General features: G+C 74.3%; 13 protein-coding genes. 8 read left to right on the plus strand and 5 right to left on the minus strand.

Translation table 11 applies throughout. The features are described 5' to 3' along the window. Positions 1 to 17: 17 nt before the first annotated feature. From GA0070609_RS05515 to hisF, 4 genes are all read left to right on the plus strand, one after another. Entirely contained in the window at positions 18 to 464 is a 447-nt protein-coding gene (locus GA0070609_RS05515) for a MarR family winged helix-turn-helix transcriptional regulator (RefSeq protein WP_088992789.1), read from the plus strand. 6 nt (positions 465 to 470) lie between these two features. Continuing rightward, positions 471 to 896 (plus strand): organic hydroperoxide resistance protein, encoded by a 426-nt coding sequence (locus GA0070609_RS05520; RefSeq protein ID WP_088992790.1) that lies wholly within the window; start codon positions 471 to 473, stop codon positions 894 to 896. Further along, positions 893 to 1,894, plus strand: coding sequence for an NADP-dependent oxidoreductase (locus GA0070609_RS05525; protein ID WP_088992791.1), 1,002 nt, complete (start codon positions 893 to 895; stop codon positions 1,892 to 1,894). The genes GA0070609_RS05520 and GA0070609_RS05525 overlap by 4 nt, the downstream gene beginning before the upstream one ends. Before the next feature lie 73 nt (positions 1,895 to 1,967). Then, positions 1,968 to 2,735: an imidazole glycerol phosphate synthase subunit HisF gene (gene hisF, locus GA0070609_RS05530; protein WP_088992792.1), complete on the plus strand. Its 768-nt coding sequence runs from the start codon at positions 1,968 to 1,970 to the stop codon at positions 2,733 to 2,735. 37 nt (positions 2,736 to 2,772) lie between these two features. Here the strand turns inward: hisF and GA0070609_RS05535 are convergent, their stop codons facing one another. Further along, positions 2,773 to 3,234: a hypothetical protein gene (locus GA0070609_RS05535; RefSeq protein ID WP_088992793.1), complete on the minus strand. Its 462-nt coding sequence runs from the start codon at positions 3,232 to 3,234 to the stop codon at positions 2,773 to 2,775. 83 nt (positions 3,235 to 3,317) lie between these two features. After that, positions 3,318 to 3,968 (minus strand): membrane protein YczE, encoded by a 651-nt coding sequence (yczE, locus tag GA0070609_RS05540; protein ID WP_088992794.1) that lies wholly within the window; start codon positions 3,966 to 3,968, stop codon positions 3,318 to 3,320. A 59-nt stretch (positions 3,969 to 4,027) separates the two neighbouring features. Here yczE and yczR point away from each other — a divergent pair, with 59 nt between their 5' ends. Beyond that, positions 4,028 to 5,482, plus strand: a complete 1,455-nt coding sequence (gene yczR / locus GA0070609_RS05545; RefSeq protein WP_088992795.1) for a MocR-like transcription factor YczR — start codon at positions 4,028 to 4,030, stop codon at positions 5,480 to 5,482. Positions 5,483 to 5,602: 120 nt separating this feature from the next. Beyond that, on the plus strand, positions 5,603 to 6,916 hold the full coding sequence (locus tag GA0070609_RS05550) for a low temperature requirement protein A (RefSeq protein ID WP_231928542.1): 1,314 nt from the start codon (positions 5,603 to 5,605) through the stop codon (positions 6,914 to 6,916). A 94-nt stretch (positions 6,917 to 7,010) separates the two neighbouring features. On the opposite strand, the gene GA0070609_RS05555 is transcribed toward GA0070609_RS05550, so the two are convergent. From GA0070609_RS05555 to GA0070609_RS05565, 3 genes are all read right to left on the minus strand, one after another. After that, positions 7,011 to 8,837, minus strand: a complete 1,827-nt coding sequence (locus GA0070609_RS05555) for an AMP-dependent synthetase/ligase (RefSeq protein WP_088992797.1) — start codon at positions 8,835 to 8,837, stop codon at positions 7,011 to 7,013. A 137-nt stretch (positions 8,838 to 8,974) separates the two neighbouring features. Next, positions 8,975 to 9,916: a terpene synthase family protein gene (locus tag GA0070609_RS05560; RefSeq protein ID WP_088992798.1), complete on the minus strand. Its 942-nt coding sequence runs from the start codon at positions 9,914 to 9,916 to the stop codon at positions 8,975 to 8,977. A gap of 125 nt (positions 9,917 to 10,041) precedes the next feature. Next, positions 10,042 to 10,671 (minus strand): TIGR03085 family metal-binding protein, encoded by a 630-nt coding sequence (locus tag GA0070609_RS05565; protein ID WP_088992799.1) that lies wholly within the window; start codon positions 10,669 to 10,671, stop codon positions 10,042 to 10,044. 220 nt (positions 10,672 to 10,891) lie between these two features. On the opposite strand from GA0070609_RS05565, the gene GA0070609_RS05570 reads away from it, so the two are divergent. Together GA0070609_RS05570 and GA0070609_RS05575 are read left to right on the plus strand one after the other, a co-directional pair. After that, on the plus strand, positions 10,892 to 12,778 hold the full coding sequence (locus tag GA0070609_RS05570; RefSeq protein ID WP_088992800.1) for an ABC transporter ATP-binding protein: 1,887 nt from the start codon (positions 10,892 to 10,894) through the stop codon (positions 12,776 to 12,778). Positions 12,779 to 12,833: 55 nt separating this feature from the next. Next, positions 12,834 to 14,636, plus strand: coding sequence for an ABC transporter ATP-binding protein (locus tag GA0070609_RS05575; protein WP_088992801.1), 1,803 nt, complete (start codon positions 12,834 to 12,836; stop codon positions 14,634 to 14,636). The last annotated feature ends 56 nt before the right edge of the window (positions 14,637 to 14,692 follow it).

Below are 14,692 nucleotides of genomic sequence, written 5' to 3' on the forward strand. Positions count from 1 at the left end.
TGCGCTACTGTCTACCGGTGACCGACGATCTGGTGCTGGGCCGGCAGGTGTGCTTCGCGCTCTACGCGGCGTCGCGCGCGCTGACCGATGTCTACCGCCCGATCCTCGACCGGTTCGGGCTGACCTACCCGCAGTACCTGGTGCTGCTGGTGCTCTGGGAGCACGACGAGCAGGCGCCCAGCGTCACCGAGCTCGGCGCACGCCTGCGGCTGGATTCCGGCACCCTCTCGCCGCTGCTCAAGCGGCTGGAGGGGGCGGGCCTGGTGGTCCGGCGCCGGTCGGCGCGCGACGAGCGGCGGGTCGAGGTGGGCCTGACCGCCGAGGGTCGGGCGTTGCGCGAACGGATGGCGGACGTACCGCTGCGGGTGGCCCGGGCCACCGGGCTGACCGCCGCGGAGCTGGTCGCCATCCGCGACACCCTCACCCGGGTCACCGAAACCATCCACCGACAGAAGGAGCAGTGACCCCTCATGCAGGTCCTCTACACCGCGTCCGCCCGGGCCACGGGTGACGGCCGGGACGGCCACGTCCAGACCTCCGACGGCACGCTCGACCTCGACCTGGCGGTGCCGAAGGAGATGGGCGGGGCCGGCGGCGCCGCCAACCCCGAACAGCTCTTCGCCGCCGGCTACGCGGCCTGCTTCCACTCCGCGCTGCGGCTGGTCGCCCGCCGCGCCAAGGCGGACGTGACCGGCTCGGTGGTCGAGGCCGAGGTGGGCATCGGGCCGAACGGCGCGGGCGGCTTCGGGCTGGCCGTGACGCTGGTCGTCGACCTGCCGACGGTCGACCGGGCCACCGCCGAGCAGCTGGTCGCCCAGGCGCACCAGGTCTGCCCCTACTCCAACGCCACCCGGGGCAACATCGAGGTCGTGCTCACCGTGCGGGACGCCGCGTGACCGCGGTCAACCGGGAGATCCACCTGGCGTCCCGGCCCCAGGGCTGGCCGTCGGCGGAGAACTTCCGGCTGGTCGAGACCGAGGTGCCGAAGCCGGGGCCCGGCCAGCTGCTGGTCCGTAACCGGTACATGTCGGTCGACCCGTACATGCGCGGGCGGATGAACGACGTGAAGTCCTACGTGCCGCCCTTCCAGCTCGACGCGCCGCTGGACGGGGGCGCGGTCGGCGAGGTGGTGACCAGCGAGGCCGAGGGCTTCGCCGCCGGCGACTGGGTGCTGCACGGGCTCGGCTGGCGGGAGTACGCGCTGGTCGACGCGGGCTCCGCGCGTACCGTCGACCCCGACCTGGCGCCGGTCACCACCTACCTGCACGTGCTCGGGATGACCGGGCTGACCGCGTACGCCGGGCTGCTCGAGGTGGCCGGGATGAAGCCGGGGGAGACCGTCTTCGTCTCCGCCGCCGCCGGCGCGGTGGGCAGCCTGGTCGGGCAGATCGCCAAGCTCAAGGGGGCGTCCCGGGTGATCGGCAGCGCCGGCTCGGCGGCCAAGGTGGAGCGGCTGCGGGCGCTCGGCTTCGACGCCGCGTTCGACTACCACGACGGCCCGGTCCGCCAGTCGCTGAAGGCGGCCGCGCCCGAGGGCATCGACGTCTACTTCGACAACGTCGGCGGCGACCACCTGGAGGCGGCCATCTCCGCCCTGCGGCTGCACGGCCGGGCCGCGATCTGCGGCATGATCGCGCAGTACAACGACACCGAGCCGCCGGCCGCGCCGCGCAACCTGGCGCTGGTCATCGGCAAGCGGCTGACCCTGCGCGGCTTCCTGGTCGGCGACCACGGCGCGCTGCGCGGGCAGTTCGTCCGGGAGATGTCCGGCTGGCTGCGCGACGGCAGCATCGGCTACGACGAGACGGTCGTGGACGGGATCGAGCACGCCCCGGAGGCGTTCCTCGGCCTGCTGCGCGGCGAGAACCTCGGCAAGATGCTCGTCCGGGTGTGACCCGGGCCTCCTCGGCGGTGGCCGGCCCGTCCGGGTCGGCCACCGCAGCGCCGGCACCGGATAGGCTCGCGGCATGACGGTGGCGGTACGGGTGATCCCGTGTCTGGACGTGGACGCCGGGCGGGTGGTCAAGGGGGTCAACTTCCTCGACCTGCGCGACGCCGGCGACCCGGTCGAGCTGGCCGCGGCGTACGACCGGGCCGGCGCGGACGAGCTGACCTTCCTCGACGTCACCGCCTCCGCCAGCGAGCGCGGCACCATGCTCGACGTGGTCCGGCGTACCGCCGAGTCGGTGTTCATCCCGCTGACCGTCGGCGGCGGGATCCGCCAGGTCGCCGACGTCGACACGCTGCTGCGGGCCGGCGCCGACAAGGTCGGGGTGAACACTGCGGCGATCGCCCGGCCGGAGCTGATCGCCGAGATCGCCGACCGGTTCGGCCGGCAGGTGCTGGTGCTCTCGCTGGACGTGCGGCGGGCGCCGGCCGGCACCACGCCCAGCGGCTTCGAGGTCACCACCCACGGCGGCCGGCGGGGCACCGGGCTGGACGCGATCGAGTGGGCCCGCCGGGGCGCCGAGCTGGGCGCCGGCGAGATCCTGCTCAACTCGATGGACGCCGACGGCACCAAGGCCGGGTTCGACCTGGACCTGATCGCGCGGGTACGCCGGGCGGTGGACGTCCCGGTGGTGGCCAGTGGCGGCGCCGGCCAGGTGGCGCACTTCCCGCCGGCGGTCGACGCGGGCGCGGACGCGGTGCTCGCGGCGAGCGTCTTCCACTTCGGCGAGCTGACCGTGGCGCAGGTCAAGGACGCGCTGCGCGGCGCGGGGCACCCCGTCCGCTGAGCCGTCACCCCTGACCCGGCACTCGCCCGGCCGGGCGTCAGTCCCGGTGGGCGCGGTTCTCCGGGGAGCGGCGCGGCGCCGGGATCGAGCGGACCAGGTATTCCTGCACCGCGGCGGCGTGGTCGGCCTCGTCCAGGTGCCAGTCCGCGCTGACCGGCGGCTGCCGGCGGCTCAGCACCCCCTGCACGGTGTCCACCGTGGTGGCCAGTCCGGCGCTCGGCCGGGTACGCCACAGCCGCTCACCGTCGGGGGTGATCCGGAACCAGCCGTCCGCGACGTCGACCAGACCGGCGCCGACCAGCCGGCGGACCGCCTCCTCGACCTCGTGCCGCTCAGGGATCGCCTGGTTGAGGTGGTCGGCGGTGGAGAGCACATCGGTTAGCCGGATCCCTTCCGGCCGGCGGCTGGACGGCGACCGGCGGTGCCGTCCGGCACCGCTGGCGATCACCAACGAGACGAAGATCCAGGCGTCGCTCCAGCGCCATCCGCTCTCCCCCATGCGCAGATTCTGCCGGGCCCCGCGGCCAAAAGGGAACACCCCGCCCACCGCCCGCACCCTGCGCGACGACCCGGGTACGCGGGTCAGCCGGCGGGCACCGGCGCGGCCCGGCCCGGGGCCGGCACCGGCTCGGCGACGGTGAACCGGGGCAGGAACAGCTGGGTCAGCGGCCCGATGGCCAGCGCGTACGCCACCGTGCCGACGCCGACGGTGCCGCCGAGCAGCCAGCCCACCGCCAGCACGATCACCTCGATGCCGGTGCGGACCACCCGGATCGACCAGCCGGGCCGGCGGGCGACCAGGCCGGTCATCAGCCCGTCGCGGGGGCCGGGGCCGAGCCGGGCGCCGATGTAGAGGCCGGTGGCGGCGCCGTTGCCCACGATGCCGGCGACCAGCAGACCGATCCGGACGGCGAGCGGCCCGCCGGCCGGCAGCACCGCCAGCGTGGCGTCCACCACCAGCCCGATGACCACCACGTTGCTCACCGTGCCGAGGCCGGGGCGCTGCCGCAGCGGAATCCAGAGCAGCAGGACCAGCGCGCCGACAGCGATGGTCACGGTGCCGAAGGACAACCCGGTGCCGCGGGCGAGCCCCTGGTGGAAGACGTCCCAGGGGTTCAGGCCCAGCCCCGACCGGATCATGAGGGCCATGCTGACGCCGTACAGGACGAGGCCCGCGTAGAGCTGGGTCAGCCGCCGGACGGGGCGGTACCGGAGATTGCCAATCGCTGCCATGCATGCCACTCTAGGGGCCAATCCTGCGCGACGGAGAGAGCCAATAGCCGAGGAGTGGCATGACGAGCCAGGTGCGAGGGGTCCAATTGGCCCGGCTGCTCGGCCAGTGGCACGCCCTCCCGGGTCGCCGGCGCAGCCCCGACTACGCCGCCCTGGCCGGCGCGGTACGCGGCCTGCTGGCCGACGGCCGGCTCCCGCTGGGCGTCCGCCTGCCCGCCGAGCGCGAACTGGCCCAGGCGCTGCGGATCAGCCGCACCACCGTCAGCGCCGCCTATCGGGAACTGCGCGAGAGCGGCCACCTGGCCAGCCGCCGGGGCGCCGGCAGCTGGACCATGCTGCCCCGCACCCACCGGGTGGCCAGCACCGGACTGTGGACCCCGCAGGACGACCACGACATGATCGACCTCGGCGTGGCGGCGCTGGCCGCCCCGCCCGAGCTGGTGCCGGCCGCCCGGGCCGCCGCCGAGGACCTGCCCCGCTACCTGGGTGGCGCCGGCTACCACCCGACCGGCATCGTCGAGCTGCGCGAGGCGGTGGCGCACGCGTACACCGAGCGGGGGCTGCCCACCTCGGCCGACCAGATCATGGTCACCAACGGCACCCAGCACGCCCTGGACCTGGTGCTCCGGCTGGCGCTGGCGCCCGGCGCCGGGGTGCTGGTGGAGTCGCCGAGCTACCCGAACGCGCTGGCGGCGCTGGCCGCGCGGCGGGCCCGGATCACCACCCACGGGCTGGCCGCCGACACCGGCTGGGACGCCGACCTGCTGCTCGGCAGCCTGCGGCAGGCCCGCCCGAAGCTGGCCTACCTGATTCCGGACTTCCAGAACCCCACCGGCCACCTGATGCCCGCCGACCTGCGCGAGCGGCTGGTCGCCACCGCGCACGCGGTCGGCACCGACCTGGTCATCGACGAGTCGTTCGTGGACCTGCCGCTGGACGGCACGGTCGTGCCGCCGCCGGCCGCGGTGTTCGACCGGCACTCGCGGGTGGTCACCATCGGCGGGCTGAGCAAGCCGTTCTGGGGCGGCCTGCGGATCGGCTGGGTGCGCGCGTCCGCGCCGCAGGTGCAGCGGCTGGCCGCGACCCGGGTCGGGGTGGACATGGCCAGCCCGGTGCTGGACCAACTGGTCGCGGTGCACCTGCTGGCCGACGCGCCGGCCATCGTCGCGGCCCGCCGGGCCCAGCTCACCACCCAGCGGGACGCCCTGCTCGGCGCGCTCGCCCAGCGGCTGCCCGACTGGCGGGTGACCGTGCCGCGGGGCGGCGTCACCCTCTGGGCCGAGCTGGACGGGCCGATCTCCAGCGCCCTCGCCCGGGCCGCCGAGGAGGTCGGCGTACGGCTGGCCCCCGGGCCCCGGTTCGGGCTGGACGGGACGCTGGAGCGTTTCCTGCGGCTGCCGTTCACGCTGCCCGCCGCCGACCTGGTCGAGGCGGTCGGCCGGATCGCCGCGGTCCGTTACGACCTGGACCGCGGCGGCCGGCCCCGGTGGCGGGAGCCCGCCGTCATCGCCTGAGCGGCTGAGCGCGCCGGCCAGCCGCGGACCGACCCGTCGCGTGCTACCCGGAAGGTGGAGGTTCGTCCGGCCCGGCCGGGAAGCGACCTTCGGTCCGGTACGGGCTGCCAGACTGCCCTGGTGGCACGCGCGGACGGGGGCCGGCGGGCGAGCGGGGTCCAGCGGAGCGCACCGGGCTCCCGCGCGACCCGGCTCGAACTCTTCTACGACCTGGTCTTCGTCTTCGCCTTCCTGAACGTCACCACCGCCGCGGCGGGCAACCCGACGGTCCGGGGCGTGATCCAGGCGCTGGTGGTGCTCGCCCTGCTCTGGTGGTGTTGGACCGGCTTCGCGGCGCTGGGCAACGTGATCCGCACCGACCAGGGGGTGGTGCCGCTGGTCGGCTTCGTCACCATGGCCGCCGCCTTCGTGCTGGCGCTCTCCCTGCCGAAGGCGTTCATCGACCGACCGGGCGGGCTGTCCGGCCCGCTGGTCTTCGCCAGCTGCTACTTCCTGGTCCGGGCCAGCCAGGTGTCGATCTTCCTGTGGGTCGGTCGCCGCAACCGCGACCTGCGCCAGCGGTGGCTGCTGATGGCCGTGCCGGTGGTCCTGGCCACGACGTTCATCGTCACCGCCGCGCTGGTGCCGCAGCGGCTCTTCGACGGGACGGCCGAGGGGCTGGCCCGGCTGGCGTGCTGGATCGCCGCCATCGGCGTGGAGTACGGCGCCGGGCTGGCGCTGCGCGGCACCGGGTGGACGATCCTCTCCGCCGGGCACTGGGCGGAACGGCACGCCCAGATCATCCTGGTGGCCCTGGGCGAGACCATCATCGCGCTCGGGCTCGGGCCCAGCGGCACCATCAGCCTGCCGCTGACCTGGCCGGTGCTCATCGGGGCGGTGCTCGGCATCGCGGTGGTCGCGGCGTTGTGGTGGGCGTACTTCGACACCCTCGCGTTCGCCATGGAGCAGGCGCTGCACCGCACCCGGGACCGGCTCGCCCGCGCCGTGCTGGCCCGGGACGCCTACACCTACCTGCACCTGCCCGTCGTCGCGGGGGTCATCCTCTTCGCGCTCGGGCTCAAGGGGCTGATCTACGAGGGGGCCGATCCCGGCACCCCGGCCTGGGGGGTCACGCTGCCCGGCCTCGACCTGCTGGCGCTCTACGGTGGGGTCTCGGTCTACCTGCTCGCGATGATCGTGCTCGGCGGCCGGATGCTCGGCGCGGCGCGCTGGCCGACGGTCGGCGGGGTGCTGCTGCTGCTCCTGCTGGTGCCGGTGGCCGCGCAGCTGCCCGAGCTGGTCGCACTGGCCCTGCTGGCCGCCGCCACGGTGCTAATCGTGGGGGTGCAGACGGTGGTCGACGCGCCGCGTCGGCGGCGGGTCCGCCAGGTGGCGCTGGAGGAGCAGCTCGCCGCCGAGGCGGAGCAGACCAGGTGGCGGGGGCACCACCTGTGAGCCGACCGCTCCGGTCGCGCCACCACCTCGGCGGAGAACGCCTACGGCGGTCCCGCGCCCGGCCGGGGGAGTCGGGCGCGGGACCGCCGCTCGCTCAGATCTCGGCGAGCGTGCCGGCGTACATCTTCTCGATCTCGGTGGCGAAGTTGGCCTCGACGCCCCGGCGCTTGATCTTCAGCGACGGGGTGATCTCGCCGTCCTCGATGGTCAGGTCGCGCGGCAGGATGGTGACCTTCTTGATCGTCTCCCACCGGTTCAGCTTGCTGTTGAGCTGGGCGACGTACTCCTCGACCATGGCCTGCGCCTCCGGCGAGGCGACGATCTCGGCGTAGCTGCGACCCTCCAGCGGGGTGCCGGTGGCCCAGCCCTTGATCGCGTCCGGGTCGAGGGTGACCAGCATCGTGCAGTAGTTGCGCGCCTGGCCGATCACCACCGCCTGCGAGGTGTACGGGCAGGTGGCCTTGAACATGCCCTCGATGTGCGACGGCGCGATGTACTTGCCGCCGGACGTCTTGACCAGGTCCTTCTTCCGGTCGGTGATTTTCAGGTAGCCGTCGGCGTCCAGCGTGCCGATGTCACCGGTGCGGAAGAAGCCGTCCTCGGTGAACGCGGCGGCGGTCTCCTCGGGCAGGTTGTGGTAGCCGCGCATCACCGGCCGGCCGCGGACCAGGATCTCGCCGTCGGTGTCGATCCGGCACTCCAGGTCGCCCATCGCCTTGCCGACGGTGCCGATGCGCAGGCCCTCCGGCGGGTTGACGAAGTTGCCGGCGCTGGTCTCGGTCAGGCCGTAGCCCTCGGAGATCGGCAGGTTCGCCGCGGCGAAGAAGGTGGCGATGTCCGGGCTGAGTGGCGCGGCGCCGGAGACGAGCACCCGGATGCGGCCGCCGAGCCGGGCCTGGAGCTTGCTGAACACCAGCTTCTCGGCGATCGCGTAGCGCAGCTTCAACCCGGCCGGCACCGGCTTGCCGGCCTGCTCGAGGGCGACCTTCTCCTTGCCCACCCGGACGCCCCAGGCGAAGATCTTCGCCTTCGCGCCGCCGGCGTCCTGCGCCGTGGTGACCGCCCGGTTGTAGACCTTCTCGAAGACCCGCGGCGCGCCGCACATCAGCGTCGGCTTGACCACGGCCAGCAGATCGACCAGCTTGTCCACCCGGCCGTCGACGTACGTCGGCAGGCCCACGTGGATGGCGCCGCAGAGCAGGGTCTTGCCGAACGAGTGGGACAGCGGCAGCCAGAGGTACTGCAGGTCGTCGTCGCGCAGCAGCCCGAGCTCGGCCTGCGCGACGCCCTCCCAGCACCAACCGCCGTGCAGCAGCTCCACGCCCTTGGGCCGGCCGGTGGTGCCGGAGGTGTAGATGAGCGTGGCCAGGTGGTCGGGGCCGAGCCCGGCGACGATGTTCTCGATCAGCTCCGGCTCGGCGGCGAGCCGGGCCGCGCCCCGCTCCTCGAGCTGGGCCAGGGTGAGCTGGGGCACCGCGGCGGCCTGGTCCGGCTCACCGTCGAAGAGCACCACGTGGGTCAGCGCCGGCAGCTGCGCTCCGGCGATCTTCGCGGCCTGGGCCGGGTTCTCGGCGAACAGCACCCGGGAACCGGAGTCGGCGATGATGTACGTCGCGTCCTCGGGCTCGGTGGTCGGGTAGACGGTGGTGGTGGCGCCACCGGCGCACATGATGCCCAGGTCGGCGAGCACCCACTCGATCCGGGTGTTGGCCAGGATCGCCACCGGGTGCTCCTGGCCGACGCCGAGGTCGTGCAGGCCGGCCGCGATCGCCTTGGCGCGGGTGGCCACCTGCGCCCAGGTCAGCCAGACCGGGCCGGAGTCGTCCGGGGACGGATGGGCGAAGGCGTCACGGTCGGGGGTTGCCGCGACGCGCTTGAGGAACATTTCCGGGATGGAACGGTACGGTACATCGAGAGCCATCGCTGTAGCCGCCTTCGGGGGTGGAGGCGTGACGGTCGTCACGTCGGTGTTCGTTACCGAAGAGTATTGCCTGCCTCGTGGCGTCGGCTAGCCCCCCGACCGTCGGCGGGCCCTATCCCGCCTGGTGGGACGCGGATTCAGGCGTACCGGGCGGCCACCAGTGACCAGTCGTAGGTGGCGCGGATCCAGTTACGCCGTGCGACCAGCGCCGGGCGCAGCTCGGCGTCGGCGTCGGGCAGCAACGTCGCCTCCGCGGCCAGGTAGGCGGCGAGCGCGTCGTTGAACCGGTCGGCGGCGGCACGTAGGGCGGTCTCCTCGTCACCGCCGGTCTCCCGGGCGATCACGGTGACCAGGTTGTGCCCGTCCGGCGCCGACCGCTGCTCCTTGCCGTACGAGAAGACGTCGTTGCACCAGCAGACCAGGTCCATGGCGAGCAGGTCCAGCGCGACCAGCGCCGGCTCGGCCCGCCGGGCCGCCGCCGGGTGCCCGCCGAGGGCCAGCTCGGTGAGGGTGAGGCTGGGGCCGACCGCACCGGTGTGCCGGCGCATCTGCACGTACTCCGCCAACCGCGGGACCCGCTCCCGCTCCCGGTTCGCCGCCTCCCAGAGCAGCGCCAGCAGGTAGTCGCGCACCTGGGCGGCGAAGCGCAGCAGCATCGCCGGCGGTCCGTCCGCCCGGATCCGCCGGCAGAGGTCGTCCAGCGCGTCGCCGAGCGGGCCGGCGGCGGTCGGCACCGGCGCGGCCGGGTCGCCGTGCCGGTCCAGCACGTCGAGCAGCGCGGCAACCGTGGGCGCGAGCCGGGTCGGCGCCTCGCCCAGGCCGTCCTCGTCGCAGGCGTCGTCCACCACGAACAGCCAGGCGACCAGGTCGCAGAGCAGGCGCAGCCGCTCGACCGGACCGTTCGGGCAGGCCCGGCCGGCCAGCCCGGCGACATCGGCCCGGCGGAGTCGCTGCCCGCTATCGATCAGCCCGAAACCGCGTGCCCACTCGATGCTCTGCCGAGCCACCTGGTCCGTGCTGTCATGACGCCCGGCGGGAAAGGGGGGTTCCCGCAGCGCCGAGACCGCGAAGGTCCGCATGCCGCCCCCTGTCGCGCCGTCCCCCCACGGGACGACGCGGCACAGCCTACGGGAGCAGGGATCGGCGCCCATCGTTCGGGTGGCCGGAGTTTCATGTCTCTGCGTGACCTATTGTGCACACTCGGTCACATGGCCAGGTGGGCACCGCGCAGCCGCTCGGCCAATTCCGACGCCCCGTCGATCTGCACCCGGGCGACCCGCTGCCGGCCGGAGAGGAACAGCGCCAGCTCGCCCGGCGCGCCCACCATCCGCACCGGCTCGCCGCCGCGGCCCACACTCACCTCGCCGTGCCCGGGCGCCTGAACGAAGAGGTCGGCCGGGAACCGGCGCAGCGCCAGCCGGGCCAGCGGCGCGCACCGCCGCCACAGCGCCGCGGAGAGGCCGGCCGGCAGGTCACGCGGCTGCCACCGCTCACCCGCCCGCCGGACGTCCTCGTGGTGGATGAAGAACTCCAGGGTGTTGGCCAGCTCGTCGGTCACCGGGTTGCTCACCGGGCTCCACACCGGTGGGCGGCGCACCTGACCGACCAGCTGCGTCCAGGGCCGGGTGGCGATCCGCCGGCGGACCCGTTCGGCGTACCCGCGCAGCGGCGCGAGCACGATGCCGCCGGCGGCGTCCGGCCGGCGCTCCCGCACCACCAGGTGCGCGGCCAGGTCGCGGGTGGTCCACCCGGTGTTGACCGTCGGTGCGTCGGGTCCCAGCGTCAACATCAGGTCGGCGAGCGCCTCGCGCTCCGATCGGGCGTACCGAGACATGGATCGATCCTAGGCGGAACCCGGGCGGGCCGCGCCGTGCCGGCGGGGCGGCGGTGCGCGGACGACGCCGGGGAGCGGCGCGCGGACGACGGCGGGAGCGGTGCGCGGGCGACGGTGGGGAGCGGCGCGCGTGACGCCGGCCATACCGGTACGGGTCGGCGGAGCTCGCCCCGACCGGTAAGGATGAGGGAGATAATTGCGGCTTACGGCGGGGGAGAGCGTGGCGAGCAGGACAAGTCGGGACGTGCTCGGTCGGGGGCTGGCCGTCCTCGGTCGGGCGATCCGGGAGCAGCCGCGCATCTTCGCGGTCGCGGTCGCCGGCAGCGTGCTGTTCGGCGGCATGGTGATCGCCAGCGCGTACGTCGTCGGCACGGTGGTCGGCGACGTGGTGGTGCCGGCGATCGCGCGCGGCTCGGTGGGGGTCGGCACGCTCGCGCTCGCCGCCACGGCGCTGTTCGGGATCAGCGTGCTGCGGGTGGCCGGCATCGTCGGCCGGCGGCTCGGCGCCGGCTACATGCAGTACCGCCTCCAGGCCGCGTACCGTCGCCGGGTCACCCGGCGCTACCTGGAGCTGCCGCTGTCCTGGCACCACCGCAACGCCACCGGCACCCTGCTGTCCAACGCGAACTCCGACGTGGAGGCCGCCTGGTACCCGATCGCGCCGCTGCCGTTCGCGGTCGGCACGCTGGTGATGCTGGTCGGCGCGGTGGCCTCGCTCTTCGCCACCGACTGGGCGTTGGCCCTGGTCGGGCTGGCCGTCTTCCCGGCGCTGTTCACGCTCAACGTGGTCTACTCCCGCCGGATGGCGCCGCGGCAGGCGCGGGCGCAGCGGCTGCGCGCCGAGGTCAGCGGCATCGCCCACGAGAGCTTCGACGGCGCGCTGGTGGTCAAGACGATGGGCCGGGAGGCGCAGGAGACCTGCCGGTTCGCCGACCGGGCCGGCGAGCTGCGCGACGCGCTGGTCTCGGTGGGTCGGCTGCGCGGCGTCTTCGACCCGATGCTAGAGACCCTGCCCAGCCTCGGCACGCTCGCCGTGCTGGTGGTCGGCACGTTCCGGCTGCGCCAGGGCGCGATCAGCGTCGCCGAGCTGGTCAGCGTGGCCTTCCTGTTCACCGTGCTGGCGTTCCCGGTGCGGGCCATCGGCTGGGTGCTGGCCGAGCTGCCGCGCAGCGTCGCCGGCTGGGACCGGGTGCGCCGGGTGCTCGACGCCACCGGCGAGATGCCGTACGGGGACACCGTGCTCGACCCGGCCGACCCCCGGCCGGCCACGCTCACCTTCACCGACGTCTGCTTCGGCTACGAGCCGGCCGAGGCGCACCTGCCCGGCACCGAGGTGCTCGGCGAGGTCACCTTCACCGTGCCGGCCGGGAAGACCGTCGCCCTGGTCGGGCCGACCGGCGCCGGAAAGTCGACGATCGCGTCGCTGGCCGTCCGGCTGGTCGACCCGCGCTCCGGCACGGTCGCCCTGGACGGCGTGGACGTCCGCCGGCTGACCGCCGCCTCGCTGGCCGGCACCGCCGCCCTGGTGGCCCAGGTGCCGTTCGTCTTCGACGACACCGTCCGGGCCAACATCACCCTGGACCGGCCGGGCATCGGCGACGACGACGTCTGGGCGGCGCTGCGGCTCGCCGAGGCGGACGGGTTCGTCGCGGCGCTGCCCGAGGGGCTGGACACCCGGGTCGGCGAGCGCGGCACCTCGCTCTCCGGCGGGCAGCGGCAGCGGCTCACCCTGGCCCGCGCGCTGGCCGGCCGGCCCCGCCTGCTGGTGCTCGACGACGCGACCAGCGCGGTCGACCCCCGGGTGGAGGCGGCCATCCTGGCCGGGCTGCGCTCGTCGGCGGCGGACGCCTCGGCGCCGGCCGCGTCGATCCTGGTGGTCGCCTACCGCCGGGCCACCATCGCGCTGGCCGACGAGGTGATCTACCTGGAGCAGGGGCGGGTGGTGGCCCGGGGCAGCCACACCGAGCTGCTCGCCACCGTGCCCGGCTACGCCGATCTGGTCACCGCCTACGAGCAGGCGGAGATCGACCGTGAGCAGGAACGGCCGTACGACGACGAGGTCACGCCGCCGCTGACCTCGGGCCTGGAGATCGAGGTGGACCGGTGAGCGCGAGGAGTGCAGCGGAGCAGAGCCCCGCAGTCGCGAACGAAAGGCGAGCCCGGTGAGTGTTACGGCGTCCGAGCAGCGGGCCGACGCGACCGCACAGCCCGAGCCGACCGAGACGACGTGGCGGACGTTGCGGCGCGGGCTGGCGCTCTCGCCGGAGCTGCGGGTCGGCCTGGCCGGCACGCTGGCCCTGGCCCTGGTCTACATGGTGGGGCGGGCCGCCGTACCGGTCGCCGTGCAGCAGGGCATCGACCGGGGCATCGTCGGCGGCCTCGACCTCGGCGTGGTCTGGACGGTGGTCGCCATCACCGCCGCGGTGCTGGTGGTGACCACGCTCTGCGGCTACCTGATGATGCGCCGGCTGTTCACGGTCAGCGAGACGGCGCTGGCGAACGTGCGGATCCGGGCGTTCCGGCACGTGCACGACCTGTCCATGCTGCACCAGCAGGCCGAGCGGCGCGGCTCGCTGGTCTCCCGGGTGACCAGCGACGTCGACCAGATCACCCAGTTCCTCCAGTGGGGCGGCGTGATCCTGGTGATCAACCTGGGTCAGCTGGTGGTCACCACGGTGGTGATGCTCGTGTACTCCTGGCAGCTGACCCTGGTGGTCTTCGCCGCCTTCCTGCCGGCGGTGTTCGTGATCCGGGTGCTCCAGCGCCGCCTCGGCACCGCGTACGGGGTGGTCCGCCACCGCACCGGCGCGCTGCTCGGCGCGATCGGGGAGAGCGTGGTCGGGGCGCCGGTGATCCGGGCGTACGGGATCGCCGGGCGGACCGCGCGCCGGCTGGACGAGGCGATCGACAGCCAGCGCCGGGCGCAGCAGCGGGCGATCCGGATCAGCATCATGGGCAGTTCGGTCGGCGAGCTGGCCGCCGGGCTGGCGCTGGCCGGGGTGGTGGTGCTCGGGGTGACCCTCGGCGCCGACCGCACGCTGAGCATCGGCGAGGTGACCGCGTTCCTGTTCCTGGTGACGCTCTTCATCCAGCCGGTGCAGATCGCCACCGAGGTGCTCAACGAGGCGCAGAACGCCATCGCCGGCTGGCGCCGGGTGCTGGACGTGCTGGACGTGGCGCCGGACGTGGCCGACCCGGGGGAGCAGGGCCGGGAGTTGCCGCCGGGCCCGCTGGACATCCGCTTCGCCGGTGTCCGCTTCGCCTATCCGGGCGGCCCGCCGGTGCTGCACGACATCGACGTGGAGATCCCGGCGAAGAGCCGGGTGGCGGTGGTCGGCGAGACCGGTAGCGGCAAGACCACCTTCGCCAAGCTGCTCACCCGGCTGATGGACCCGACCGCCGGCGCGGTGCTGCTCTCCGGCGTGCCGCTGGACCAGGTCCGGTTCGACTCGCTGCGCTCGCGGGTGGTGATGGTCCCGCAGGACGGGTTCCTGTTCGACGCCACGGTGGCGGACAACGTCCGGTTCGCCCGGCCGGAGCTGACCGACGCCGAGCTGGCCGCGGCCTTCTCCGAGCTGGGGCTGGCCGACTGGCTCGACGGGCTGCCGGCCGGGCTGCGGACCCCGGTCGGCGAGCGTGGCGAGGCGCTGAGCGTGGGGGAGCGGCAGTTGGTCGCGCTGGCCCGGGCGTACGTGGCGGACCCGGACCTGCTGGTGCTGGACGAGGCGACCAGCGCGGTCGACCCAGCCACCGAGGTGCGGCTGCAACGCACCCTGGACGCGGTGACCCGCGGCCGGACCACCCTCGCCATCGCGCACCGGCTCTCCACCGCGCAGTCCGCCGACGAGGTGATCGTGGTGGACCGGGGGCGGATCGTGCAGCGCGGCCCGCACGAGGAGCTGGTCCGCGACCCCGAGTCGGTCTACGGCCTGCTCTACGCCTCCTGGCTGGAGCAGACCCGCTGACCCCTCCCCGCGATCTTGCAGTCTCCGCCCCGGCGGAAGCGATGGACGCCGCGGGA

The organism is Micromonospora echinaurantiaca, from assembly GCF_900090235.1.
GTDB classification, from domain to species: domain Bacteria; phylum Actinomycetota; class Actinomycetes; order Mycobacteriales; family Micromonosporaceae; genus Micromonospora; species Micromonospora echinaurantiaca.